This is a genomic window from uncultured Sulfitobacter sp. (assembly GCF_947499945.1).
Classification (GTDB): domain Bacteria; phylum Pseudomonadota; class Alphaproteobacteria; order Rhodobacterales; family Rhodobacteraceae; genus Sulfitobacter.
In genome coordinates this window covers 62,543-84,440 of sequence record NZ_CANMQD010000007.1, presented here as the reverse complement: position 1 = coordinate 84,440, position 21,898 = coordinate 62,543, and the positions used below count along the sequence as shown (strand labels likewise).

Sequence of the window (21,898 nt, the reverse complement as noted above, 5' to 3'; positions counted from 1 at the left end):
ACAGGCTCAACCACCTTGCCAACTGACATCAGCCCACAATACTCTCTGAACAGGGAGAGAGATCAGAATGCCGTTGGAAGTTGAGACTGGCCCATCGCCTGTCATGTCCGGTGCTGTAGCACCGCCTGTCCTGCTGACTGGTCAGGTGTCATGCGGAAACACGTCGCCGGTTGCGCAGATCAGACTTGAATTTGGCACGCAAGCGCTCAGCTTTCTTGCCCTGTTTGTCTCTCCGCGTGCGGATTTTGAAAGCGTGGTGGCCGAGGCCGAACGGCTCTATCCCGATACAGACGTGGCTGCATGTACAACGGCAGGTGAGATCAGCGAATTGGGATATGACGAAGGGCAAATCATCGCTGTGGGCTTCCCGGCGTCAGGGTTTGCCACAACATCATTGCTGATCGAAGAAATCAGAACTCTCAAGCCCCAACCGCTGATCGACCGCATCGCGTTGGAGCGTGTTGGCCTTCAAGAGCGTTTTCTCGACATGAAGCATAACTTTGCCTTTCTGATGGTGGACGGGCTTTCGTTGGCTGAGGATGGGTTAAGCGCCACGATCTCTCCGGCTTTACGGGACATGCCGATCTTTGGTGGATCGGCCGGGGACGGCACGGAGTTCAAACGCACTCTGGTGTCTCTCAATGGTAAAGTTGCCGAAACCGCCGCAGTTTTGACCATGATACGCAGCCGCTACCGAACCGAAGTATTCAGCCTCGACCATCTTGTCCCGTCAGAAAATCAAATGGTCGTAACCGAAGCGGACCCGGACCTGCGCATTGTGAAATCTATCAACGCAGAGCCTGCTGCGCGCGAATATGCCCGCATCGTTGGTAAAGACCCCGAACAGCTTAACCGTTTCACCTTTGCCTCTCACCCTGTTGTGGTACGCATCGGTGGCACCCATCATGTGCGAGCTATCCAACAGGTTAATGAGGCCGGCGAGCTTGTCTTCTTTTCCGCCATTGACGAAGGCATGGTGCTGACGGTGGCATCTCCCCAAAACATGGTTTCGCATCTGCGCAGAAAGATGGCAGACCTATCGGAAAATGGGCGGCCCGCGCATATTCTGGGCTGTGATTGCATCCTGCGTCGGATTGAGGCTGAGCAAACTCAAATGACGCTTAAACTCTCAGGTATTCTATCTGATCACAACGTGATCGGGTTTTCGACCTACGGCGAACAGATCGGCCCGCTGCATGTCAACCATACGATGAGCGGCGTTGCGATTTACCCCTCCGAGGAGTGAGCGGCGTGTCCTTGATCAACCCCACCGACTCGATTGAGCGGCAAAATGAGAAGCTGTTGTTGATCGCTCAATCCTTGATGCGCCGGGTCGAGCAAAAGAACGAGCAATCCGGCCTCGCCTACCAGCAATTCGAACGCGCCGCCCTGTTGGAAACTGAGGTGCGCGAACGTACCCATGATCTGGAACGCGCGCTGGATCTTTTGCAAGAATCCAACACCCGACTTGAGATCGCGAATGATGAAACCGAAAAGGCACGTTCTAACCTGACCGAGGCTATTGAGACAATCAACGAAGGCTTTGCCTTATTCGAGCCAATCGAAGGCCTAGTCCTGTCAAATAGCCGTTTTTGCAGAGACTTCACAGATGTTGCGGGACACTTGGCGCAAGGTCTTAGTTTTGAAGACTACGTGACGTTGATTTCGCAAAGCCGTGTTCTTGCCCTGCCCGAAGGACAATCAGCCAGTGATTGGGTTTCCAGCCGAATGGAGCGGCACGGGGACGAACATGTGGTGTTCAACGTACGTCTGGAATGGGATCGCTGGTTGCAAATCAGCGAACATCGCACTTCGCGCGGCAGCACCGTTATTCTGCAAACCGATGTCACCACGATCATCCGCCGCGAACGCCAGGAACGCGCCAAGATGCGTGACCAGCAAGCCGAAATGTTGCAGGCTACACTAGACCACCTCAATCAAGGCGTTTGCATCTTTGACTCCGGCCAGACACTGGTAGGCTGGAATTCGCGGATGAACGGGCTTTTTACGTACACGGCCCAAACCACAACGCTGGGAATGGATTTTGCCGTACTGATGGAGCGGCTGAAAGGGGAGCTGACATTTGAAGCCGGATTTGATGCCGATCATTTGCTGGAATGGACCAACCGCACGATCCGGCGCAAGCCAATCACCTTTGAAGTGCGCCGCGACAATGGTCAGACCTATAGCGTTTTTGCTCAGGAAATGCCCGACCAGGGGTTTGTGATTAGCTTTACCGATGTGACCACCGAACGCGCCACCGCCCGCACTCTATTTGAATTAAACGAAATGCTGGAACAGCGGGTTGATGATCGGACCCGCGAATTAGGTCTGGCACTGGCCGAGGCTGAGCGCGCGAATGCATCCAAGACCCGCTTTGTCGCCGCCGCCAGCCATGATCTGCTGCAACCGCTTTCGGCTGCAAAACTCTTTGTCACCTCCATATCTGAGCAGGCCAATCCCATAGATGCGCGCAGTGTCACCAAGAAGGCGGAGATGGCGCTGAACAGCGTTGAGCAATTCATCTCCGCCCTCTTGGACATCTCGAAGCTGGACGCGGATCAGGCTGTGTTCGAAATACAGCCCTTGCGGTTGGCTGATATATTCACGCCTCTGCGCAATGAGCTAATGCCGCTGGCCCAGCAAAAGGGCATTGATATGCGGATCGTCGGCTGTGATCTGACGGTTGAAAGCGATCCGGGATACCTGCGCAGGATCGTGCAGAACCTCCTGACAAATGCCATCCGTTACACCGATCAGGGTCGGGTGCTTGTAGGAGTTCGCCGCACCAAAAACGCTGCTCGGATTGAGGTCTGGGACACTGGCCGCGGGATTGCACAACAAGATCAGCAAACGATATTTCGAGAGTTTGAACGGCTCTCCCCTGACAATTCAGACACCGGTCTGGGCCTTGGCCTTGCCATTGTGGAACGGGCTTGCAAGGGGCTTGAGCACCCGCTCAGCCTTTGGTCCGAACCGGGTCTGGGCAGTTGCTTCTCTTTGAATGTACCCATCCGGAATACCAACGGACCAGAAGCTACCTTACAAGACGCAGGTATCACAATCGCTCCCCCGCAATTGTCAGGTAGGCTTTTGATGCTGGTCGAAGACAACTCCCAACTGGCCCAAGCCATGACCGCCATGATCGAAGGCTTTGGCACCACAGTCATCCATGCGCACACGGCCGAAGAGGCTCTGAATATTCTAGGGGAAATTCAACTGGTACCCGATGCCCTGCTGGTCGACTATCAGTTGGGGTCCGGCCAAACTGGCACGCAGTTTCTCTCGGAGATCTTTCGCCGCTTTGGCCCTGTGCCGGCCGCGATCATTTCCGCTGAACGCACCAGAAATCTAAGAGAGGCATGCAAAGACTTGGGCACCCAGTTGTTTGCAAAACCGATTGAGAAAAACCGCCTTCATGATTTGCTGGTCGACTTGTTTCAAGACAAATTCGACTAGCCAACCCCTCGTTCAGGGGCTTTTTCGATAGACAAGTTCCGCACTGTCATCTTGCGAAAAATCCGCGGCAAGCTTGGCCATTTTCGCATGCACCGGTGATTTGACACAGACCGGATCAGTGGCCGCCGCATCCCCGGCGATTGCCATCGCCTGACAGCGGCACCCTCCGAAATCCAACTTGCGTCGATCACAGGATTTACAGGGTTCTTGCATCCAGTCTTCGCCGCGATATGCGTTAAAAGCATCGCCTTGATACCAGATGTCAGACAACGATTTATCGCGTACGTTATCAAACTCGAGCGATGGAATGCTCTGGGCCGCATGGCAAGGTAACACCGTTCCGTCTGGTGTGACATTCAACCCCGTCGTGCCCCAGCCCCCCATGCAGCGTTTAGGATACTCGCTATGATAGTCCGCCGGGACATAATCAATCACCAGCACGCCTTTCAATCGTACGCGGGCTTCAGCCACAATGCGGCTGGCTTCCTCGGCCTGTTCGCGCGTTGGCATCAGCGCGTCGCGGTTCAGCATCGCCCAGCCGTGGAACTGTACGATTGCCACTTCCATGCGCCGTGCTTTCATCGTCACCGCCATCTCGATTGCTTGAGGCAGTTGATGCAGGTTCTGGCGGTGTACAACGGCGTTCAGGGTCAGCGGAAAGCCAGCCTCTACGATCCACTCTGCCGCCTGCATCTTGCGGTCAAAGCCCCCTTTGTAGCCGCCAATCCGGTCCGCCATATCTGCGTCCGTGCCTTGCAAGGACAGCTGGATATGATCTAGCCCTGCCGCGTCCAATTCGGCCAACCGGCGCTGGGTCAGCCCTATCGCAGAGGTGATGAGATTGGTGTAAAGACCCGCTTCTCGCGCAGCACGCACCAAAGCCACCAGATCACGCCGCGAGGCAGGTTCCCCCCCCGAGAGATGCAATTGCAACACGCCCATCGCGGCGGCTTGGGTGAACACATCTGCCCAAACTTCGGTATCCAGTTCGCTGTCCTTCTTGGCCATTTCAACCGGATTGGAGCAATAAGGACACGACAACGGGCAGCGATAGGTCAGCTCTGCCAGCATCGCGATAGGGGCTGGAATGTTTGCGACTGCGTTCATCACGACAACTCCAGAATTCGGCGGTCTGTCAGGCCGATGATGAAGTCAGCCACATCACCCTCGATTTGGTCGACGGGTGCGGCGTATTTCGCACCAAGGCGCGCAACCATCTCCGCAAAATTACGTTTGCCATCGACCTGTTGAACAATCGCAAGGCCGATAGCGTCCAGATTGATGGTACGCTCCGGCGCCAGAAGCACCCACATTCCTCGGACCTTGTCCTCGTGCAGGCGCACGCCACGGGGGATCATTGGGATCGCTTTGCCGCTGACCTTATTCATTGTTGTGCATCGCTTAGATGATTGCCCGGCTGCCACCCCCCCGGCGGGATACGCGCCGGTGAAACATAGGCCGCATGCAATGCATCAAGCTGCGCCCAAAGCACATCGGTCTTGAAAATCAGCGCCGCCGCCGCCGCATCCTGTTTCTCCGCCGTATCCGCGTGTTCCAAAACCCATGCCAGCCCAAAGGCCACGTCCTTGGGGGCCTGTGTCAGACGATTACGAAAATAGGACAGGCTGCTGTCATCGGCAAAGTCATAATTTGCCAAGAGCCCTTCGATCCGGGCAGCATGGATCGCAGGCGCAAAGAGTTCGGTCAAGGAAGCCGCTACTGCCTCGAGCAATGTCTTGTCACGCACAAAGCGAACATAGGCATCCACGGCAAAGCGCGTCGCGGGCAGGACGCCAGCCTTGCTTGCGACGTAGGCGCGGTCCAGCCCGACTGCATCCGCCAGCCGCAGCCATCGGGCAATCCCGCCTTCATTCTCATCCGTGCCGTCGTGATCTTCGATCCGCGATCGCCACGCACGGCGCAAGGCGGGATCCTCCACACGGCTCATGAAAGCTGCGTCTTTGATCGGGATGCTGGCCTGATAATAGAAGCGGTTGATCACCCATGCGCGAACCTGATCGGGTGTACATCCTCCGGAATGCAGCAAATGATGAAATGGATGTTTGTCATGATACCGCTCTGCGCCGATCTGGCGCAGGCGGGCTTCGAAATCCGCAGGCGAGGCTGTCATATCGTCAATTCCAATCCGTCATAAGCAACGGTCCAGCCTTCTGCTTCAACCGCTTTGCGCTGATCCGATCGGGGGCGCAAAACGGGGTTGGTGTTGTTCATGTGGACAAAGACCTTGCGCGCGACCGATATGTCCTTGAACGCGGCAATAGAGCCGTCCTCACCTGACATCGACATATGGCCCATCCGCTGCCCTGTCTTTTGGCTCAAACCAGCCTGCACCATCTCGTCATCCTGCCAAAGTGTTCCGTCAAACATCACCATGTCGGCGCCTTCGATCCGGTCGCGCAACTCGGGGCGCATGGCGGCACATCCGGGGATGTAGTAGACATTCTTGCCCTCACTGCGCAGATGAACACCAACAGTCTGTTCGCCTAAAAGGTCAGTCTGCACCTCTTCGCCTTCGAGATAAAGCGGCACTTTTCCTGGCACCGCAAACAACTGCGCGGTTAGGCCTTCCACCAGCTCAAACTCCTCATCCAATGCTATCTGCACGCGAGAGACGTAGTTAGGATTGAGTGCCGCAAAAATCGGGTTGTCCGCCAACACCTGATGGATTTCCGTCGTGGCAAAAAGCGTAAAGGCTTGCTGTTCTCGCAGCGTCAGCAATCCGGCCACATGGTCGATATCGCCATTGGTCAGCAAGACGGATCGCAAGGGCGATTTGCGCAGATCAGTTGGATGCAAGACCTTCGCCTGCGCCATCTGCTGCCGAATATCAGGGGATGCGTTCAGGATAGCCCATTCATCTCCATTAGCGCTAAACGCGACGGAGGATTGGGATTGGGCCGGTATTTCACCTGCCCGTGCTAGGTTGCAGTTTTCACAACCGCAGTTCCATTGAGGCAAACCGCCACCGGCCGCCGCCCCAAGAATATGCGCGCGGAATGTCATTGCGAACCCCGCACGCAGTGTTTTTAAAACAGATCGCCGTCGTCTGGATTACGATCGCCGTCCGGACCATACATGTTGATTTCCATGCCACATTCGATTTCACGAATGATTGGTTTTGACCATGCCATGAGTTTTCCTCCCAAAAAATCAGTTGCTTTACCCGTAACAGTTTCGGGCGATTACAGTCTCGAGTCTATGAGACCAAGGTACAAGTCCACCAGACCAACGATGCAAAGTCAGAAGGTTCTGACCCTACTGCTTTGGTCGAAACGACCAAAGTCCAATTGGTTCCACGCGTCTCAAAGCCTAGTAAAGCTCACCCAACTCTTCAGTTCAAGGAGCACTGTATGTTTATTCGGAAATGGTTCTACGCGGCCTTGATCTTTGGTCTAGGCACGTCACTCGCAAGTGCTGACGGGGACAGCAAGAAAGGCGAGCGCGTATTCAAGAAATGCAAAGCTTGCCACCAGATCGGCGAAGGGGCCAAGTCCCGTACCGGCCCCATCTTGACCGGCATCATAGACGCACCCGCTGGTATTGACCCTGATTTTGGCTATTCGGACGCCTTGAAGGCCGCCGCAGAAGACGGGTTGGTGTGGAACCAAGAGGCCCTGACCGCGTTTCTGACGAAACCGAGGGATTTCTTGCCCAAAACCAAGATGTCGTTTTCGGGTCTGCGAAAAGAAAAAGACATCGATGATTTGCTTGCTTACCTGCAGACTTTTGAAAGTGACGTCAAAGACGATTAGTCTATGAGCTGCAAATGCAGTGGAGAAGTCTGTGAGATGCGCTTGGACCTTTTTCACTTTTGGAGACCATGGCGGTAACATAAGCGGGTGTGGATGCCCCGGGGCTGAGTTGAGTATCGGTCGGTCTTGGAACCACTGATCGGTGCAGTCAGGTGTCCGGCCTCGTAGTTGCCGCGACACATGGCGGCGGGCCTTTATGGAGATACGCGATCCGGGCCCCAATCAATTACACGGCCTAGTCGATGGCCAGACGCTTATTCTGGGTGTTCCGAGTCAATCTCTTGATCCGTGTTCCGTAACTTTCCGCTCTCCTCTCAGTCCTGCCGGTATCCGATGCCGTTAACTTACACGGCCGCTCGAATTTCGTAATTCTTCTCTGTCACCATCATGGCCCACAGCTGGCGCGCCATCCGATGTGCAAGCGCCACTGCAACCAACATGCGTGGTTTCTTCTTCAGCATATTGGCTAGCCACGGATCATCGCAACGATCTTTTCGCTCGGACGCGCTGATCACGGACATTCACTGCCCGGCAGTGCATGTTCTTACATCCATGAGAGGGGCGCCCGTCACGAGCAATCGTCGGATGTCACGCTGCCCCATCTTAGTAATCCGCCCCAAGCGATCTTTGCCGCCGGTCGAATTCTGACGTGGTGCAAGCCCAAGCCAAGCCGCAAAACCACGGCCACGGTTGAAACTTTTGGCCGGTGGGCAAAAGGCTTCGATTGCGACTGCCGTTATCGGACCCACGCCTGGCATAGTTCGCAAGCGTTTTGCTTCCGGCGATCCCTGAGCAATTTTTTTCAAAGTCTTATCAATCGTTGCCACCTTGTTCGTAAACTGTTCGATATCCTCTACCATGAGCAGAGCCATCTCGAAGACCGGTGCTGGCAAGTCTTCGGAACGATCTCTAACGGCGGCAACCATTCGCGCCACACTCGCTCGGGAGGTTGGCAGCAGGACGCTGTACTCAGCGAGATCTCCATGCATCGCATTGATCAGTTGCGTGCGCTGTCGCAGATAAGGATCACGGCTTCGGAACATGACAGCCTGAGCTTGTTGTTCAACGGCACGCTGCAGTGCAGCATTTTTATGTTGCGCTGCAGCATATGTGTGTTAAGTCGTACGTAAGCAAGTTCGTAGTCCGATTCATTGTTGTTGGATATTAGGCTACGACTCTCGCGCCAAACCATGTGTGGATGTGTTTGGGATATAACGCATGCCGTCAGGAGATTAGAAAATGAAGCACATGGTGGCATACGACCTAATGGAAACAAGCCGCAACGCAAACCAATGGTTGGGCGCTACGGCACATTCTTGGGCCAACCACCCTATGATGGCATTCGGCTCAAATCCTGTAATCAACATGATCAAAGCGTGGGGCGAAGTGACAGAACGAACGTTTGGCCGCATGGTTGTGAAACCTGACTGGAATATTCCACCTTTCACAAATGAAAACGGCCAAGATCGCATTGTGACAATCAAGACTGTTGTCGAACGTCCGTTCGGAAATCTGATCCATTTTTCTGTAGAAAACCGCACCGCTGTGAAGCCAAAGGTCCTCTTAGTGGCACCTATGTCAGGCCACTACGCGACACTTATGCGCAAAACAGTGATCAGCCTGCTACCAGATTGCGAAGTTTATACAACTGACTGGCACAACGCCCGCGATATTCCTGTAAGCGCAGGCAAATTCGACGTCGAAGACTATACCCTATATCTTGTCGACTTTATGCGCGAACTTGGCCCTGACACCCACGTTATAGCAGTTTGCCAACCCGTGCCATTGGCATTGGCCGCCACAGCATATTTGGCCGCGGAGGATCCCAAAGCACAACCGCGGTCTCTGACATTGATTGGTGGTCCCGTCGACCCCGATGCCAACCCAACCGAAGTAACTGACTTTGGCCGTTCTGTAACAATGGGCCAGCTTGAACAAAGCATGATTCAACGCGTTGGTTTCAAAAACAAGGGTGTTGGCCGCAAAGTATATCCGGGCCTACTGCAGCTGGCGTCTTTTATCGCGATGAACAGAGACACTCACGCGACGGCCTTCAAGAACGAAATTTCACGAGTAGCGAGTGGTGACGCATCAGAACATGATCGTCACAACGATTTCTACGATGAATATCTCGCAGTGATGGATATGCCTGCCGAATTCTATCTGTCTACAGTGAAACGAGTTTTCAAAGACCGCGATATTGCACGCAATGATTTTGAGGTCGCTGGTCGTAAGGTCGACATATCAGAGATCACAACTGTCGCCGTCAAAATTGTAGAAGGTGAAAAAGATGATATTTCTGCCCCAGGCCAGTGCTTGGCTGCCCTCGATCTGTTAACTGGCCTGCCCGACAGCAAAAAAGCGTTCCATCTCGAGCCGGGTGCAGGTCACTATGGCATTTTTGCCGGTAAAAGCTGGCGCAACAACATTCGCCCACTTGTGCTGGATTTTATCGCAGCAAACACATAAAACTAAGTTCACACTATCCAGTCGTAGCATTCAGTTAATTTTGAATGGGGCCTACCACGCTTATGCTGGTCAATTGCTATTTCTTTGCCTATTGGAGGCACGGATCGGTGGAAACAGTCTTGTTGCTCGCATATCCGGCAACTTGCGCCGAGGCGGTCAAAACTCTCATCATTTGATATGTCTAAGTCGTCAGCGTAAACCACGTGCCGCGCATGTTTTAGAGCCCCTGCATCAGGCGACCAAAGACCTTTTTTCTTCAGGCCGTGCCGCCATGCGTAAATCTGTTGTCGCATGATCTCATGGCGCTGCACCACCTAAGTCACTCTCGCTCCACCGACGCCAACCGACATGACAATCTCGAGCTTTTCGTCGTCATGCCAGAAGCGCCGCCGCTCCACTCCAAGAATTTCGCCACACATCGCAGACCCCGCATAAGAGACGTCGCTAAAGACGTCATTAAACACTTGTCTTAGATCAAAAACCCATCTTCAGGCAGGCAGTGCCAATGGAGCGGTTACGAATTATGCCCTGTAAATGGGCGTCCTCAAACACAGACAAAGTTTGCGACACAACCTTTCCATCCATTTCGGACCTAAGTTGCTTTGACGTATGAACCCGGTGCCGCTTCGATAGCTTTATACTTGCCTTTGGTCGCAAGTTTGCGAGCAGGCACCTTCTTGGTCTCTTTTGCTCTCAACCATTTGTCCCAATGAGGCCACCATGATCCTTTGTGCTGCTCTGCCTGTGCGAGAAATTCATCCGGTGAAGCTGGGTAACTGTCACTCGTACGGTAGCCGTATTTCATACGCTCGTTCGGCGGGTTGATCACGCCTGCAATATGTCCAGATCCGCCAAGGACAAATTCGACTTCGCCGCCAAAAAACTCCGTTGCGGGATAGATCGAGCGCCACGGCGCGATGTGGTCCTCGGTAGTGGCCAGAATGAATGTTGGCGTTTTGATCTTGGTGATGTCAATTTTGACGCCGTTCATCTCCAACGCACCGGGTTTGCGCAACCCGTTCTGCAGGTAAACTTCCTCAAGATACCACAACAGCATTGCAGATGGCAGGCGTGTGGAATCCGAATTCCATGACAACAGATCAAAAGCTGGCGGCTTTTGTCCGCGCAGATAGTTTGCCTCAACAAAGGACCAGATCAGGTCTTTTTCGCGCAGCATCGAAAACATGTCCTGCAGGTGATGCGCGTCTAGGTAGCCCTTTTCGGCCATGGTGACGCGCATGCTTGCCAAACGGTCATCGTCAACAAACACGCCAATCTCACCGACGTTTTCGAAGTCGACCATCGTAGCCAATGTGGTGGCCGAGGCGATGCGGTCATCACCCTTGGCAGCCAAATAAGCAAGCATCGCCGTCACCAAAATACCGCCGATGCAGAAGCCAAGGATATTGGCCTTTTCCTCGCCCGTGATGTTACGGATCACGTCCAATGCGGCCAACGGACCTTCGGTCATATAAGCGGCAAAATCTTTCTCGGAATGTTCGCGGGTGGGGTTGACCCACGAGACCACAAAAACTGAATGCCCTTGATCCAGCATATAGCGGATCAGGCTGTTCTCTGGTTTCATATCGAGGATATAGAACTTGTTTATCCATGAAGGCACAAACAGAATTGGTGTTGCATGTTGTTCTTTGGTGGTGGGCGCGTATTGGATCAACTGCATCAGATCATTCTGGAAAACCACCTGCCCTGCGGTGGTGGCCAGATCAACACCAACCTCAAATGCGGTGTCGTCATTGGTCGCAACCGCAAGCCGCCCTTCGCCGCGTTCCAGATCGGTCAAGAGGTTCTCAAGACCCGCCAACAGGCTTTCGCCTTGGGTGTCCATCAGCGCCTTGCGTGCAGCGGGATTGGTTGCCAAATAGTTGCTGGGTGACAGGGCACTGATCATCTGACGGGTGTAGAAACTGACCCGCTGGTGGTCTTTGGACCCGTCTGGCAAACGCTCTAGCAGGCTGTTGCTGGCGCGATCGAAGGCCAGGAAAACGTCACGGTAGCTGCGAGAAATCGGATCGTCGGACCAGCTTTCATCTTTGAACCGCTTGTCTTTGACGGGTTCATCCGAGGACAAACCAAACATAGACTGCCATGCAGCCATCATCTCGGTGCCGACGGTCTGCTGGATGTCCATCAATTTGCTTGGGTCCGAGATCATATCTGACCAGAAGGTGCCATAGGCCTTTGCCAAAGTGCCCGCATCCATCAGTGCATATTCAGACCCCGAGGCCTGCTTGATCGCATGGCCCTGCATCTGGGCGCTGGCCATCATGGCGCGGTTGGTCAGACGTGCAAGCCGCTCTGTCTGTTCGGCAATGTCCGTGGTTTGGGCAGATGTGGCATCGTCTTGCATTTCTTGGATTCCCTCAGTTAGTTTTGCTGACTAGCTCTTTCAGCTGGTCGCTGATGGCAACGATATCTCCCATCGCATCTATGCGAAAAAGCAGACCCTTATTTCGGTAATACTCTATGAGTGGCGCTGTCTCGGCATGATAGGCTTTGAGCCGTTCAGCGACAGTCGCTGCGTTGTCATCGGCCCGACGCTTGAAATTTGATTCACCACAGCTGTCGCAGATGTCGACATTTGCGGGCACTTTTTTAGTATCATGGTATCCTTCGCCACAACCCGCACATGTATAGCGACCAGATATCCGCTCAATCATGGCAGCATCCTGAACATCTAAAGAAACAACGAAGTCGAGTTTCATTGCTTTTGCTTTAAGGAGTTTATCAAGCGCCTCAGCCTGAACCACGGTGCGGGGAAAGCCATCGAAAATCACACCAGCTTCCACATCGGGAAGATCCAGCCGGTCATTGACAATCGCAATGACAATCTCGTTTGAGACCAGATCGCCGGCTTCCATCACTTGCTTCGCAGCCTCCCCTGCTTTCGTACCTTTGGCAACGGCCTCACGTAGCAAGTCGCCGGTAGAAAGCTGAAGCAGGCCCACGCTTTCTGTCAACATGCGCGCCTGTGTGCCCTTCCCTGCGCCGGGTGGCCCTAACAGGATCAAATTTGTCATTTCAAAGCTCCCTAGGTTTTGGCACCCTGTACAGATTCAGTGCCTTTACGACTTCAGCTCTTTCATTGCCGCGTCCACCTGATCCATTATTGCGTCATAGGCCTGATCGTTGGCGCTTCGCGCCGCTTCGGACATTTCAGTCATTATTTCGAGGGCGCGTTTGACCGCTTGTTGATAGTTGGCGGATACGTCTTGAGGTGTACCTGATTTTGCCTGAGCCACAGCCTCGGTCGTCAAATCCTGAAAAATCTTCATCTGCTTTTCCATCAGATCACGATAAGACTGTGCGGCGGCCTCGTTCGCCTTCGCCATCGCATCGAACTGACCTTTTGCTTTCTGAATCGTGTCTTGCGGATCTACGTTGCCGGTGCTGACGCCAAACTTTTCCATCATCGCCATGGGGTCAAAGGCCTTACTAAGATTGGCGGGGTCGAACATTTGCATGAATTCCTTGAAAGGATCGGGTGTTTCTTTCTTAGCCATGTCGTATCTCCTAGCAGTTGGTTTCATTTACTTGTCGGCTGTTTATGCTATTCAAAAGCCGCACAGTTGAGACGGCTTTGCCCCACCCAGTTCAAGCAGAAACCTACTAGTCCAAAGAACTGTGCGCCAAGGTTCGCGGGAAGCTAGTTCATTCTTTCAATTGCCAAGGCGATGCCCTGCCCGCCGCCAATACACATGGTCACAAGAGCAAGTTTACCACCCGTGCGTTCCAATTCATTCAACGCTTTGATGGTGATGATAGCACCGGTTGCGCCAATTGGGTGCCCAAGAGCGATAGCGCCCCCATTAGGGTTCACCTTGGCAACATCAAAGCCGAGTTCCTTATTCACCGCACAGGCCTGAGCGGCAAAAGCTTCGTTTGATTCGATCACATCGAAATCGCCAGGTTGCATTCCCAGCTTGTTCAGCAACTTAGTAACCGCTGGAACCGGACCGATACCCATGACCTCTGGGCGCACGCCGGCGTGTGCATAGCCCAAAAGACGCGCGCGGGGTTTCAGACCTGCTTTCTCCGCCGCATTGGCAGAGGCCAAGACAACTGCCGCTGCACCGTCATTCAATCCCGATGAGTTACCAGCTGTGACCGAACCGTCCTTTCTAAAAGCGGCGCGAAGTTTTCCCAAACTTTCAATTGTGGTTGAGGCCTTTCCGTGCTCGTCCGTATCAAACGCAATGGTTTCCCGGCGCACCTTGATCTCCAAGGGCAAGATCTGGCTTTTGAAGCGACCTTCGGCAATGGCGTGCGCGGCGCGACGCTGGCTTTCCGCGGCAAAAGCATCCTGATCATCGCGTGAAATCTGATGCTCATCAGCGACGTTTTCGGCTGTGACACCCATGTGGCCGCCCCCGAATGGATCGCTCAATGCCGCAATCATCATGTCGGTCATCGAAAGATCACCCATTTTCTGGCCAAAGCGCGGTGCATTGCTGGAGAATGGCGAACGCGACATGCATTCGGCACCACCTGCCAGAGCGAAATCGACATCCCCTAACATGATGTGTTGCGCAGATGAAACAATGGCCTGCGCTCCTGATCCGCAAAGGCGGTTTACAGTCAGGGCAGGTGCTTCGTTAGGCACGCCAGCCTCTACAGCGGCCACCCGCGCCAGATACATGTCGCGGCCCTCTGTATTGATTACATGCCCAAAGACCGCGTGGCCAATCTGTTTTGGATCAACATCACTGCGAGCGATTGCTTCTTTTGAAACAGCCGCCGCGAGTGCAGTGGGCGTATACCCTGCTAGAGATCCACCAAATGTGCCGATCGCGGTGCGCACTCCATCCAAGATTACGACGTCATTTGTCATTTCTTACTCCTGTTAAGACCAGTATCGGCCACATAGTCGGCGGAAAAAATAGATGGATACAGACGGCGGATTACCCGCGCCCCATCATATAAAATTCGGAATTCGGGCGCATTGATGTGAAGTTGGCCATCCGGTTGGACAGTCCGAAAAAGGAAGTCACCCCGGCAATATCCCAAATATCCTCATCCGAAAAACCATGTTCGCGTAAAAGCTCGAAATCGGTGTCATTGATAGCTTTTGCATCATTTGACACCTTCAATGCAAAATCGAGCATCGCTTTTTGACGCAGCGTGATATCCGACTTTCGATAATTGGCCGCAACTTGATCAGAAATAGTGGAGTTCTTCGCGCGTATCCGCAGGATAGCTCCGTGTGCAACAACACAATACTGGCAGCTGTTGTCGCTAGAGGTAACGACAATAATCATCTCACGGTCTGCTTGGGTGAGCCCGCTTTCGCTTTCCATTACGGCATCGTGGTACGCCATAAATGCCCTAAACTCTGCTGGGCGGTGAGCTAAGGTCAGAAAGACATTGGGAATGAATCCGGCCTTCTCCTGAACTCCAATAATCCGCTCTCTTATGTCGTCTGGCAGATCAAAGATGTCAGGTATTGGATATCGGCTAATTGGTTGTTTCGTCATTTTGTTACCCCCTCAAGTTCCGTCGAGCAGGCCAAAGCCAAATTTCAGACAAATTACGATGCTTTGGCAGTTCTTTTTGCGGCAGAGGTCGTCTTGACCAATGCTTCACCGCTTACAACAACCGCCCCTTCGACGGAGCACACTGTTTCCAACACTGCTCGGCTTTTGTCCCGGATCAGCTCTTTGACAGTCACGACTGCATCCACGGTATCACCAGGGCGGACTGGGCCAAGAAAACTCATTTGCTGGGACATATAGATTGTCCCGGGGCCGGGCAGCCTGTTTGCAATAGCCGCCGAAATGGTACTGGCGGTCAAAAACCCATGGGCTATTCTGCCTTTGAATGGTGTCGTCTTGGCAAAAGCTTCGTTAATGTGGATTGCGTTGTTGTCGCCTGAAGCGCCGGCGAAAAGGACGATGTCAGCCTCTGTAATGGTCTTTGAGAACGTCGCCGTCATGCCGACCTCAAGATCCTCAATATCGTAACCGTTCAGTTCGTTCATGGTATTGTCCTCGCCATTATTTCTTAGTCACATATTTGGATAATTTGGCCCGTCGCCCCCTTGCGGCGTGGTCCAGACGATGTTCTGGCCCGGATCTTTGATGTCGCAGGTCTTGCAGTGCACGCAGTTCTGGAAGTTGATGATGAAACGGGGGGCCTTGCCTTCTTCCTCAACGAATTCATAGACGCCCGCAGGGCAATAACGTGCCGCAGGTCCGCCAAATTTCGGCAAGTTGATTTTTACCGGCTCGCTTACATCCTTTAATGTCAGGTGCGCAGGCTGGTTTTCTTCGTGGTTCGTGAAAGAAAATGCCACATTGGTCAGTCGGTCAAACGACAGCTTGCCGTCAGGCTTGGGATACTCGATGACCTTGTGTCTGTCGGCGATTTCGGTCGCTGCTGCATCGGTCTTGCCGTGCTTCAGTGTCCCCATTAGAGAAACCCCGAAAGTGTTCGTCCACATGTCCAGACCGCCAACGACAAGCGAAGCAACTAACCCGTACTTTGACCACAACGGTTTGACATTGCGCACTGTTTTCAGATCCTTGCCGATCGCCCCGTTACGGACTTCCGCCTCATACTCTGAAAGCTCATCGCCCGAACGGCCCGCCTGAATGGCTGCAAAAGCAGCCTCGGCAGCGGCCTTACCTGACAGTATTGCATTGTGATTGCCTTTGATGCGCGGCACGTTAACCATGCCCACAGAACATCCCAAAAGCGCTACGCCGGGTGCCACCATTTTCGGCATCGATTGGTATCCACCCTCGGAAATAGCCCGCGCACCATATGCCACCCTCTTACCACCCTCCAGAAGGTCGGCCACCATCGGGTGATGCTTGAACCGCTGGAATTCCATGTACGGGAACAAATGCGGATTCTTGTAGTTTAGATGGACAACAAAACCGACGTAGACCTGATTGTTTTCAAGGTGATAAATGAATGACCCGCCGCCTGCGTTCTTGCCCAAAGGCCAGCCCATCGTGTGGGTCACACGGCCCTCAACATGCTTGGCTGGATCAATTTCCCAGATTTCCTTCATGCCAAGGCCGTACTTTTGGGGTTCATGGCCCTTTGAGAGGTCGAATTTCGAGATCACTTGCTGCGCCAACGATCCGCGCACACCTTCGCCCAGAAAAACGTATTTGCCATGCAACTCCATGCCGGGCTCATAGGCTTCACTTTGGCTGCCATCAGGATTCTTGCCGAACTCACCCGCAACCACGCCTTTGACGCTGCCATCTTCGGCATAGACCAATTCAGAAACTGACATGCCGGGGAAGATGTCCACGCCCAGGCCCTCGGCTTGCTCGGCCATCCAGCGACAAACATTTCCCATTGAAACGATATAGTTGCCGTGGTTGCTCATCAGTGGCGGCATTGGAAAGTTAGGGATACGCACCTGCCCGGCTTCGCCCAGCATGTAAAAGTTGTCTTCTTTTACAGCCACGGTCACGGGCGCGCCTTTGTCTTTCCAATCCGGTATCAACGTATCGAGGCCGCAAGGGTCCAGCACCGCACCCGACAGAATATGGGCGCCAACTTCGGAGCCTTTCTCAAGCACAACGACTTGGCAATCAGCGTCAAGTTGCTTGAGCCTGATTGCCGCGGCAAGGCCAGCAGGCCCTGCCCCGACAATCACAACATCGTATTCCATGGTTTCACGAGAGACTTGCTTCATTGATGCCTCACTAAGGGAGCGATAAGCATCCAACCGGCCAGTTTCGACGGCTTACACATCTAGGCCGCCGTCCCAAAATCACTTGCTTTCAAATTGAGGATCGATGGAGCCGCACCGGTAATTATCATCGAGAGTGCGTTTGCATGAGGGACCACATTGGCCATGTAGAACTTGACGGTTTTCATCTTGGCATCGTGATACGCAGTACCAGACCGACCTTCTATGTGTCGTCCTGCGCTTAAAGCCGCATCACCCATTGCCCATGCACCCAACGCAATCCCAAATAGTTCGAGGACATCTGTTGCTACGGCCTGCGGCTCATGGCCGTTCTGCTCCAAAATCCAATTGGTTACGTTTTCGATTAGTTCAGCGGATCCACTTACAACGCCGCTTAGTGCAGGCCAATCCGCTGATGAGCCCTGCTGATCCGCAAGTACCAGCGCGGTGGCCCGCATATCTCTGACGATTTCGAGAGCGGCTTTACCACGGTCACGCAATATTTTACGGCCGATCAAGTCAAGAGCCTGAATTCCCGTCGTACCTTCATAGATCGTCGTGATCCGAGCATCTCTTAGGTATTGAGCAGCCCCGGTTTCTTCGACGTACCCCATACCACCGTGGACTTGAATGCCGAGTGATGCGGTCTGCACTGACAATTCCGTCGACCAGCCTTTGACCACAGGTATTAGCAGGTCAACACGGCGCTGGTGGCGTGCTTTTTCATTGGCGTCAACTGACCTTTGAGAGTAATCCAGCGATCGGGCTGCGCGATATGCCAAGATACGTGCCGCCTCGGTCCGTGACTTCATCAATCCCAGCATCCGACGAACATCAGGATGCCCGATGATCGTTGCAACGCCGCTGTCCTCAGGTGTTCCGCCTTGTTTGCGTTCCATTGCATAATGGGTTGCGTGTTGGGTCGCGTGTTCGGCGATGCCAACACCTTGCAAGCCCACATTCAGACGCGCATTGTTCATCATCGCGAACATGTACTGCAAGCCGACGTTCGGCTCGCCCACCAAGTACCCCACTGCACCGCCGTTATCGCCAAAGGCAAGGGTACAGGTTGGACTCGCATGAATGCCCAGTTTATGTTCGATTGAAACGCAGCGCATATCGTTGCGTTCGCCCAAACTACCATCTTCAGTGATCAAGAACTTTGGCACCACAAATAGCGAAATACCTTTCACCCCTGCTGGTGCATCAGGAAGTCGTGCCAACACCAGATGGATGATGTTTTCGGTCATGTCGTGTTCGCCATGAGTGATATAAATCTTTTGACCCGAGATCAGATAGTGATCGCCCTGTGGCACAGCTTTTGAGCGTATTGCAGCCAGATCCGAGCCCGCTTGGGGCTCTGTCAGGTTCATCGTACCCGTCCATTCACCACTAACGAGTTTGGGCAGATAGGTTTCCTTCAACGCGGGCGATGCAAAACCCTCCACAGCCTCGATCGCGCCCTGCGTCAACATCGGGCATAGTTGAAATGCAGCATTTGCACCTTGAAACATTTCTTGAATGCAGGCGTTCACGACAGCAGGAAGGCCCATGCCGCCATGTTCGCCGTCTGCAGTCGGTGAATTCCAACCCATCTCAACAAGCTGATCATAGGCTGACTTCCACCCGTCCGGTGTCGTCACTTCACCTTTGTCAAATCCAAGCCCTTTGATGTCACCAACAGCGTTCAAAGGTGACAACACCTGTGAGGCGAATTTGCCAGCTTCCTCAAGAATTGCCGCCACCATGTCGGGAGTAGCTTCCTCCAGACCAGGGAGTTCGGCGATGTCTTTAAGGCCGCAAAGTTCTTCGAGCACGAAGATCATGTCTTCAATCGGAGCGTTATATGTCATGGTTTGGGTTCTCCGTTAAGATCAAAGTTTTTCGATTAGTTGAGGCACTGCCTCAAATAGGTCCGCAACAAGGCCGAAATCGGCGACCTGAAAGATGGGGGCTTCTTCGTCTTTGTTGATGGCGACGATGATCTTGCTGTCTTTCATGCCGGCAAGGTGCTGAATCGCACCAGAGATGCCGATGGCTACGTACAGATCAGGGGCTACGACCTTGCCCGTCTGGCCAACCTGCCAATCGTTCGGGGCATAACCGCTGTCGACTGCCGCACGGGATGCGCCCACGGCGGCACCGAGTTTGTCGGCCAGTTTTTCGATCATCGCAAAGTCATCTTCGGACCCGACACCGCGACCACCGGACACAACCACACCTGCTGATGTCAATTCTGGGCGATCAGAGGCTGCAAGCTTGTCCTCTATCCATTCGGACAAGCCGGGGTTTGTTACTGCGCCTACTGCCTCGACAACCGCAGAGCCACCGCCCCCTGCCGCATCGAATGTAGATGTGCGGAAAGTGATAACCTTTTTCGCGTCCGACGATCTGACTGTTTGGACAGCGTTGCCTGCATAGACCGGACGCTCGAATGTGTTTGCGTCCACTACGCCGGATGCATCAGATATCATCATAACGTCCAGCAATGCCGCAACTCGAGGCATAACGTTCTTGGCGTCCGTGGTGGCCGGGGCGACGATGTGCTCAAAGTCACCCACAAGCGATACGATCAGCGCCGCTGTGGATTCGGCCAAACGGTGACCCAAGGACGCATCCTCGGCGACCAACACTTTGGACACGCCATCTATCTTGGACGCTGCATCACCGGCTGCGGCTGCAGAGCCGCCAGCAGCCAAAATAGTGATTTTACCCAATGGCTTGGCTGCGGTAACAGCCTTGGCCGTTGCATCCATCGCCAGTTCACCGTCAGTTACTTCTGCAAGGAGTAGAACAGCCATTTACACAGCCCCCGCTTCTTTGAGTTTCGCGACCAATTCATCCACAGAAGCAACCTTTATTCCGGCCGCACGCTCAGCCGGTTCAACTGTTTTGACGATTTCCAGGCGGTTGGTGACATCAACGCCGTAGTTCGCCGGTGTCTTTTCATCCATCTGCTTTTTCTTGGCCTTCATGATATTGGGCAGTGATGCGTAGCGCGGCTCGTTCAGACGTAAATCGACGGTGATGACAGTTGGCATCGTGACTTCAATAGTCTGCATTCCGCCGTCCACTTCGCGTGAGACCTTGGCCTTGTCACCTGCGATCTCGACTTCGGAGGCAAATGTCGCTTGTGACCAGCCCAAAAGGGCCGACAACATCTGACCTGTCGCGTTCATGTCGTTGTCGATGGCTTGCTTGCCGGTCAAAACCAAACCCGGCTTTTCTTCGTCTACAATCGCTTTAAGAATTTTGGCAACTGCAAGTGGCTCAATGTCGTTATGCAAATCATCCGTCGCGACAACCAAAATGGCGCGGTCCGCACCCATGGCCAACGCTGTGCGCAGAGTTTCCTGTGCTTGCTTTACACCGATGGAAACGACGACGATCTCATCGACCTGGCCCGCTTCTTTTAGACGGATCGCCTGTTCGACAGAAATCTCGTCAAACGGGTTCATCGACATTTTTACGTTAGCGAGATCAACACCCGACCCGTCCGCTTTGACGCGCACTTTCACGTTGTAGTCAATAACCCGTTTAACTGGGACGAGAACCTTCATAATCTCAAACTCCTGTTATTCATCGCATGCAAGTCTCAGAACGATTTCTTAATGAACGCGTGAAGTTCCCCGACGACGCCGCGGCGAAAGGCCAACACACAGACCACAAAGATCACACCGAGTACGACAGGTACCCACGCACCAAGCGGACCGGATGCCAGATAGTTCTGAAGCGTGATGATGATGGCAGCACCAACTGACGGACCAGCAATCGTGCCCAATCCGCCAAGCAGTGTCATAAGGACGACTTCACCAGACATGTGCCAATGAGAATCTGTCAGTGAGGCGAGTTGGAATACGACTGTCTTGGTCCCTCCGGCCAGTCCGGCAAAGGTTGCAGAAAGTACGAAGGCCAGCAATTTATAGCGATCGACATCATAACCAAGCGACGTTGCCCGATCTTCATTGTCCCGAATTGCGCTGAGGACTTGCCCGAAGGGCGAGTTTACAGTTCGCGAGATTATAAAGAAGGCGGCAACAAAGATTGCCAATACGAAGTAGTACATCGACAAGTCGTTTTGCAGATCGATGAAACCCAGAGCGTAACCGCGCGGCACCCCCTGAAGACCGTTTTCACCACCGGTGAAATCGGAACTGACAAAGATGAAGTAGACCATTTGCGCCATAGCTAATGTGATCATGGCGAAATAAATGCCCTGCCGACGGATCGCCAACATACCGATTAGCAAACCTAGCAGACCCGCTGTCAATGCGCCGAACAAGATGCCCAACTCGGTGGGGAGACCCCAAACTTTTAAGGCATGACCTGTGATGTAGCCCGCGCCACCGAAAAACGCCGCGTGACCGAAGCTTAGCAAGCCGCCGAAGCCAAGGATCAGGTTAAACGCGCTGGCAAAAAGGGCGAAACAAAGCAATTTCATCAAAAAGACGGGGTAGACCACAAATGGCAGAACCAGAAGGATGGCAAACGCGATCAGATATCCAATTTTGGAGTTCATATTCTTATT

General features: G+C 53.5%; 23 protein-coding genes. 4 read left to right on the top strand and 19 right to left on the bottom strand.

Annotated elements, in window-relative coordinates:
• Positions 1–67 precede the first annotated feature (67 nt).
• Both Q0775_RS18500 and Q0775_RS18495 read left to right on the top strand, forming a co-directional pair.
• Positions 68–1,246, top strand: a complete 1,179-nt coding sequence (locus Q0775_RS18500) for an FIST N-terminal domain-containing protein (RefSeq protein ID WP_298864595.1) — start codon at positions 68–70, stop codon at positions 1,244–1,246.
• 5 nt (positions 1,247–1,251) lie between these two features.
• A complete protein-coding gene (locus tag Q0775_RS18495; RefSeq protein WP_298864592.1) occupies positions 1,252–3,459 on the top strand; it encodes a PAS-domain containing protein in 2,208 nt (735 codons plus the stop codon).
• 12 nt (positions 3,460–3,471) lie between these two features.
• Here Q0775_RS18495 and pqqE read toward each other — a convergent pair whose 3' ends face one another.
• The 5 genes from pqqE to pqqA are packed head-to-tail and all read right to left on the bottom strand — an operon-like array spanning position 3,472 to position 6,611.
• Entirely contained in the window at positions 3,472–4,566 is a 1,095-nt protein-coding gene (gene pqqE, locus Q0775_RS18490; RefSeq protein ID WP_298864590.1) for a pyrroloquinoline quinone biosynthesis protein PqqE, read from the bottom strand.
• The gene (pqqD, locus tag Q0775_RS18485) at positions 4,566–4,847 is read right to left on the bottom strand and encodes a pyrroloquinoline quinone biosynthesis peptide chaperone PqqD (protein ID WP_298864588.1); all 282 of its coding nucleotides are present in this window, start codon (positions 4,845–4,847) and stop codon (positions 4,566–4,568) included. Before pqqD ends, pqqE begins: the two co-directional genes overlap by 1 nt.
• Complete coding sequence (gene pqqC / locus Q0775_RS18480) at positions 4,844–5,590, bottom strand: pyrroloquinoline-quinone synthase PqqC (protein ID WP_298864586.1); 747 nt, start codon at positions 5,588–5,590, stop codon at positions 4,844–4,846. The genes pqqD and pqqC overlap by 4 nt, the downstream gene beginning before the upstream one ends.
• A complete protein-coding gene (gene pqqB, locus Q0775_RS18475; protein WP_298864584.1) occupies positions 5,587–6,483 on the bottom strand; it encodes a pyrroloquinoline quinone biosynthesis protein PqqB in 897 nt (298 codons plus the stop codon). The genes pqqC and pqqB overlap by 4 nt, the downstream gene beginning before the upstream one ends.
• Positions 6,484–6,506: 23 nt before the next feature.
• Entirely contained in the window at positions 6,507–6,611 is a 105-nt protein-coding gene (gene pqqA / locus Q0775_RS18470) for a pyrroloquinoline quinone precursor peptide PqqA (protein ID WP_298864583.1), read from the bottom strand.
• Between the two features lie 219 nt (positions 6,612–6,830).
• On the opposite strand from pqqA, the gene Q0775_RS18465 reads away from it, so the two are divergent.
• Positions 6,831–7,232 (top strand): cytochrome c family protein, encoded by a 402-nt coding sequence (locus Q0775_RS18465; protein ID WP_298864581.1) that lies wholly within the window; start codon positions 6,831–6,833, stop codon positions 7,230–7,232.
• A 344-nt stretch (positions 7,233–7,576) separates the two neighbouring features.
• On the opposite strand, the gene Q0775_RS18460 is transcribed toward Q0775_RS18465, so the two are convergent.
• Entirely contained in the window at positions 7,577–7,753 is a 177-nt protein-coding gene (locus Q0775_RS18460) for a hypothetical protein (RefSeq protein WP_298864579.1), read from the bottom strand.
• Positions 7,754–8,158, bottom strand: a complete 405-nt coding sequence (locus Q0775_RS18455; protein ID WP_298864577.1) for a transposase — start codon at positions 8,156–8,158, stop codon at positions 7,754–7,756. It abuts the gene before it with no gap.
• 313 nt (positions 8,159–8,471) lie between these two features.
• On the opposite strand from Q0775_RS18455, the gene phaZ reads away from it, so the two are divergent.
• Complete coding sequence (gene phaZ, locus Q0775_RS18450; protein WP_298864575.1) at positions 8,472–9,701, top strand: polyhydroxyalkanoate depolymerase; 1,230 nt, start codon at positions 8,472–8,474, stop codon at positions 9,699–9,701.
• An 8-nt stretch (positions 9,702–9,709) separates the two neighbouring features.
• Here the strand turns inward: phaZ and Q0775_RS20025 are convergent, their stop codons facing one another.
• From Q0775_RS20025 to Q0775_RS18395, 12 genes are all read right to left on the bottom strand, one after another.
• Entirely contained in the window at positions 9,710–9,994 is a 285-nt protein-coding gene (locus Q0775_RS20025; RefSeq protein WP_366863718.1) for a short-chain fatty acyl-CoA regulator family protein, read from the bottom strand.
• A gap of 299 nt (positions 9,995–10,293) precedes the next feature.
• On the bottom strand, positions 10,294–12,069 hold the full coding sequence (gene phaC, locus Q0775_RS18445) for a class I poly(R)-hydroxyalkanoic acid synthase (RefSeq protein WP_298864573.1): 1,776 nt from the start codon (positions 12,067–12,069) through the stop codon (positions 10,294–10,296).
• Positions 12,070–12,082: 13 nt separating this feature from the next.
• Positions 12,083–12,739 carry an adenylate kinase gene (locus Q0775_RS18440; protein ID WP_298864572.1) on the bottom strand — a complete coding sequence of 219 codons (657 nt, stop codon included), beginning with the start codon at positions 12,737–12,739 and terminating at the stop codon, positions 12,083–12,085.
• Positions 12,740–12,784: 45 nt separating this feature from the next.
• A complete protein-coding gene (locus Q0775_RS18435) occupies positions 12,785–13,222 on the bottom strand; it encodes a hypothetical protein (RefSeq protein ID WP_298864570.1) in 438 nt (145 codons plus the stop codon).
• 143 nt (positions 13,223–13,365) lie between these two features.
• Positions 13,366–14,550: an acetyl-CoA C-acyltransferase family protein gene (locus Q0775_RS18430; RefSeq protein WP_298864568.1), complete on the bottom strand. Its 1,185-nt coding sequence runs from the start codon at positions 14,548–14,550 to the stop codon at positions 13,366–13,368.
• 70 nt (positions 14,551–14,620) lie between these two features.
• Positions 14,621–15,193, bottom strand: a complete 573-nt coding sequence (locus tag Q0775_RS18425; RefSeq protein ID WP_298864566.1) for a peroxidase-related enzyme — start codon at positions 15,191–15,193, stop codon at positions 14,621–14,623.
• A 53-nt stretch (positions 15,194–15,246) separates the two neighbouring features.
• The gene (locus tag Q0775_RS18420; protein ID WP_298864564.1) at positions 15,247–15,696 is read right to left on the bottom strand and encodes a MaoC family dehydratase; all 450 of its coding nucleotides are present in this window, start codon (positions 15,694–15,696) and stop codon (positions 15,247–15,249) included.
• Positions 15,697–15,723: 27 nt separating this feature from the next.
• On the bottom strand, positions 15,724–17,373 hold the full coding sequence (locus tag Q0775_RS18415; RefSeq protein WP_298864562.1) for an electron transfer flavoprotein-ubiquinone oxidoreductase: 1,650 nt from the start codon (positions 17,371–17,373) through the stop codon (positions 15,724–15,726).
• Between the two features lie 59 nt (positions 17,374–17,432).
• Complete coding sequence (locus Q0775_RS18410) at positions 17,433–19,223, bottom strand: acyl-CoA dehydrogenase (protein ID WP_298864560.1); 1,791 nt, start codon at positions 19,221–19,223, stop codon at positions 17,433–17,435.
• 21 nt (positions 19,224–19,244) lie between these two features.
• Entirely contained in the window at positions 19,245–20,171 is a 927-nt protein-coding gene (locus tag Q0775_RS18405) for an FAD-binding protein (protein WP_298864558.1), read from the bottom strand.
• Positions 20,172–20,930: an electron transfer flavoprotein subunit beta/FixA family protein gene (locus Q0775_RS18400; protein WP_298864556.1), complete on the bottom strand. Its 759-nt coding sequence runs from the start codon at positions 20,928–20,930 to the stop codon at positions 20,172–20,174.
• Between the two features lie 35 nt (positions 20,931–20,965).
• Positions 20,966–21,889, bottom strand: a complete 924-nt coding sequence (locus Q0775_RS18395) for a branched-chain amino acid ABC transporter permease (RefSeq protein ID WP_298864553.1) — start codon at positions 21,887–21,889, stop codon at positions 20,966–20,968.
• Positions 21,890–21,898 lie beyond the last annotated feature (9 nt).

Coding starts and splice junctions, on each gene's coding strand:
- pqqA (WP_298864583.1), bottom strand. CDS start 6,611: ATGGCATGGTCAAAACCAATCATTCGTGAAATCGAATGTGGCATGGAA.
- pqqB (WP_298864584.1), bottom strand. CDS start 6,483: ATGACATTCCGCGCGCATATTCTTGGGGCGGCGGCCGGTGGCGGTTTG.
- Q0775_RS18415 (WP_298864562.1), bottom strand. CDS start 17,373: ATGAAGCAAGTCTCTCGTGAAACCATGGAATACGATGTTGTGATTGTC.
- Q0775_RS18410 (WP_298864560.1), bottom strand. CDS start 19,223: ATGACATATAACGCTCCGATTGAAGACATGATCTTCGTGCTCGAAGAA.
- Q0775_RS18405 (WP_298864558.1), bottom strand. CDS start 20,171: ATGGCTGTTCTACTCCTTGCAGAAGTAACTGACGGTGAACTGGCGATG.
- Q0775_RS18420 (WP_298864564.1), bottom strand. CDS start 15,696: ATGAACGAACTGAACGGTTACGATATTGAGGATCTTGAGGTCGGCATG.
- pqqD (WP_298864588.1), bottom strand. CDS start 4,847: ATGAATAAGGTCAGCGGCAAAGCGATCCCAATGATCCCCCGTGGCGTG.
- Q0775_RS20025 (WP_366863718.1), bottom strand. CDS start 9,994: ATGCGACAACAGATTTACGCATGGCGGCACGGCCTGAAGAAAAAAGGT.
- Q0775_RS18430 (WP_298864568.1), bottom strand. CDS start 14,550: ATGACAAATGACGTCGTAATCTTGGATGGAGTGCGCACCGCGATCGGC.
- pqqE (WP_298864590.1), bottom strand. CDS start 4,566: ATGAACGCAGTCGCAAACATTCCAGCCCCTATCGCGATGCTGGCAGAG.
- Q0775_RS18460 (WP_298864579.1), bottom strand. CDS start 7,753: ATGTCCGTGATCAGCGCGTCCGAGCGAAAAGATCGTTGCGATGATCCG.
- Q0775_RS18425 (WP_298864566.1), bottom strand. CDS start 15,193: ATGACGAAACAACCAATTAGCCGATATCCAATACCTGACATCTTTGAT.
- Q0775_RS18455 (WP_298864577.1), bottom strand. CDS start 8,158: ATGGTTGCCGCCGTTAGAGATCGTTCCGAAGACTTGCCAGCACCGGTC.
- phaZ (WP_298864575.1), top strand. CDS start 8,472: ATGAAGCACATGGTGGCATACGACCTAATGGAAACAAGCCGCAACGCA.
- pqqC (WP_298864586.1), bottom strand. CDS start 5,590: ATGACAGCCTCGCCTGCGGATTTCGAAGCCCGCCTGCGCCAGATCGGC.
- Q0775_RS18435 (WP_298864570.1), bottom strand. CDS start 13,222: ATGGCTAAGAAAGAAACACCCGATCCTTTCAAGGAATTCATGCAAATG.
- phaC (WP_298864573.1), bottom strand. CDS start 12,069: ATGCAAGACGATGCCACATCTGCCCAAACCACGGACATTGCCGAACAG.
- Q0775_RS18500 (WP_298864595.1), top strand. CDS start 68: ATGCCGTTGGAAGTTGAGACTGGCCCATCGCCTGTCATGTCCGGTGCT.
- Q0775_RS18395 (WP_298864553.1), bottom strand. CDS start 21,889: ATGAACTCCAAAATTGGATATCTGATCGCGTTTGCCATCCTTCTGGTT.
- Q0775_RS18465 (WP_298864581.1), top strand. CDS start 6,831: ATGTTTATTCGGAAATGGTTCTACGCGGCCTTGATCTTTGGTCTAGGC.
- Q0775_RS18400 (WP_298864556.1), bottom strand. CDS start 20,930: ATGAAGGTTCTCGTCCCAGTTAAACGGGTTATTGACTACAACGTGAAA.
- Q0775_RS18440 (WP_298864572.1), bottom strand. CDS start 12,739: ATGACAAATTTGATCCTGTTAGGGCCACCCGGCGCAGGGAAGGGCACA.